Annotated in this window: 1 rRNA gene; it reads left to right on the top strand. The window is 57.8% G+C overall.

The annotated features are described in order from the left end of the window. Window positions 1-230 (top strand): 23S ribosomal RNA (locus ADK65_RS08465); the annotation flags it as partial.

Genomic DNA, 230 nt, shown 5'->3' with positions numbered 1-230 from the left:
GGTGGAGCCGCTGAACCAAGCGGTTAGTAGGTGAGTGATGGGGTGACGCAGGAAGGTAGTCCATCCCGGGCGGTGGTTGTCCCGGGGTAAGGGTGTAGGCCGTGATCCAGGCAAATCCGGATCACATAAGGCTGAGACCTGATGCCGAGCCGATTGTGGTGAAGTGGATGATCCTATGCTGTCGAGAAAAGCCTCTAGCGAGTTTCATGGCGGCCCGTACCCTAAACCGA

This window comes from Streptomyces sp. NRRL B-1140 (assembly GCF_001280065.1).
In the GTDB taxonomy this organism is placed as follows: Bacteria; Actinomycetota; Actinomycetes; order Streptomycetales; family Streptomycetaceae; genus Streptomyces.
The sequence above is the reverse complement of the archived record's forward strand: the minus strand, read 5'-3'. Positions and strand labels throughout refer to the sequence as shown.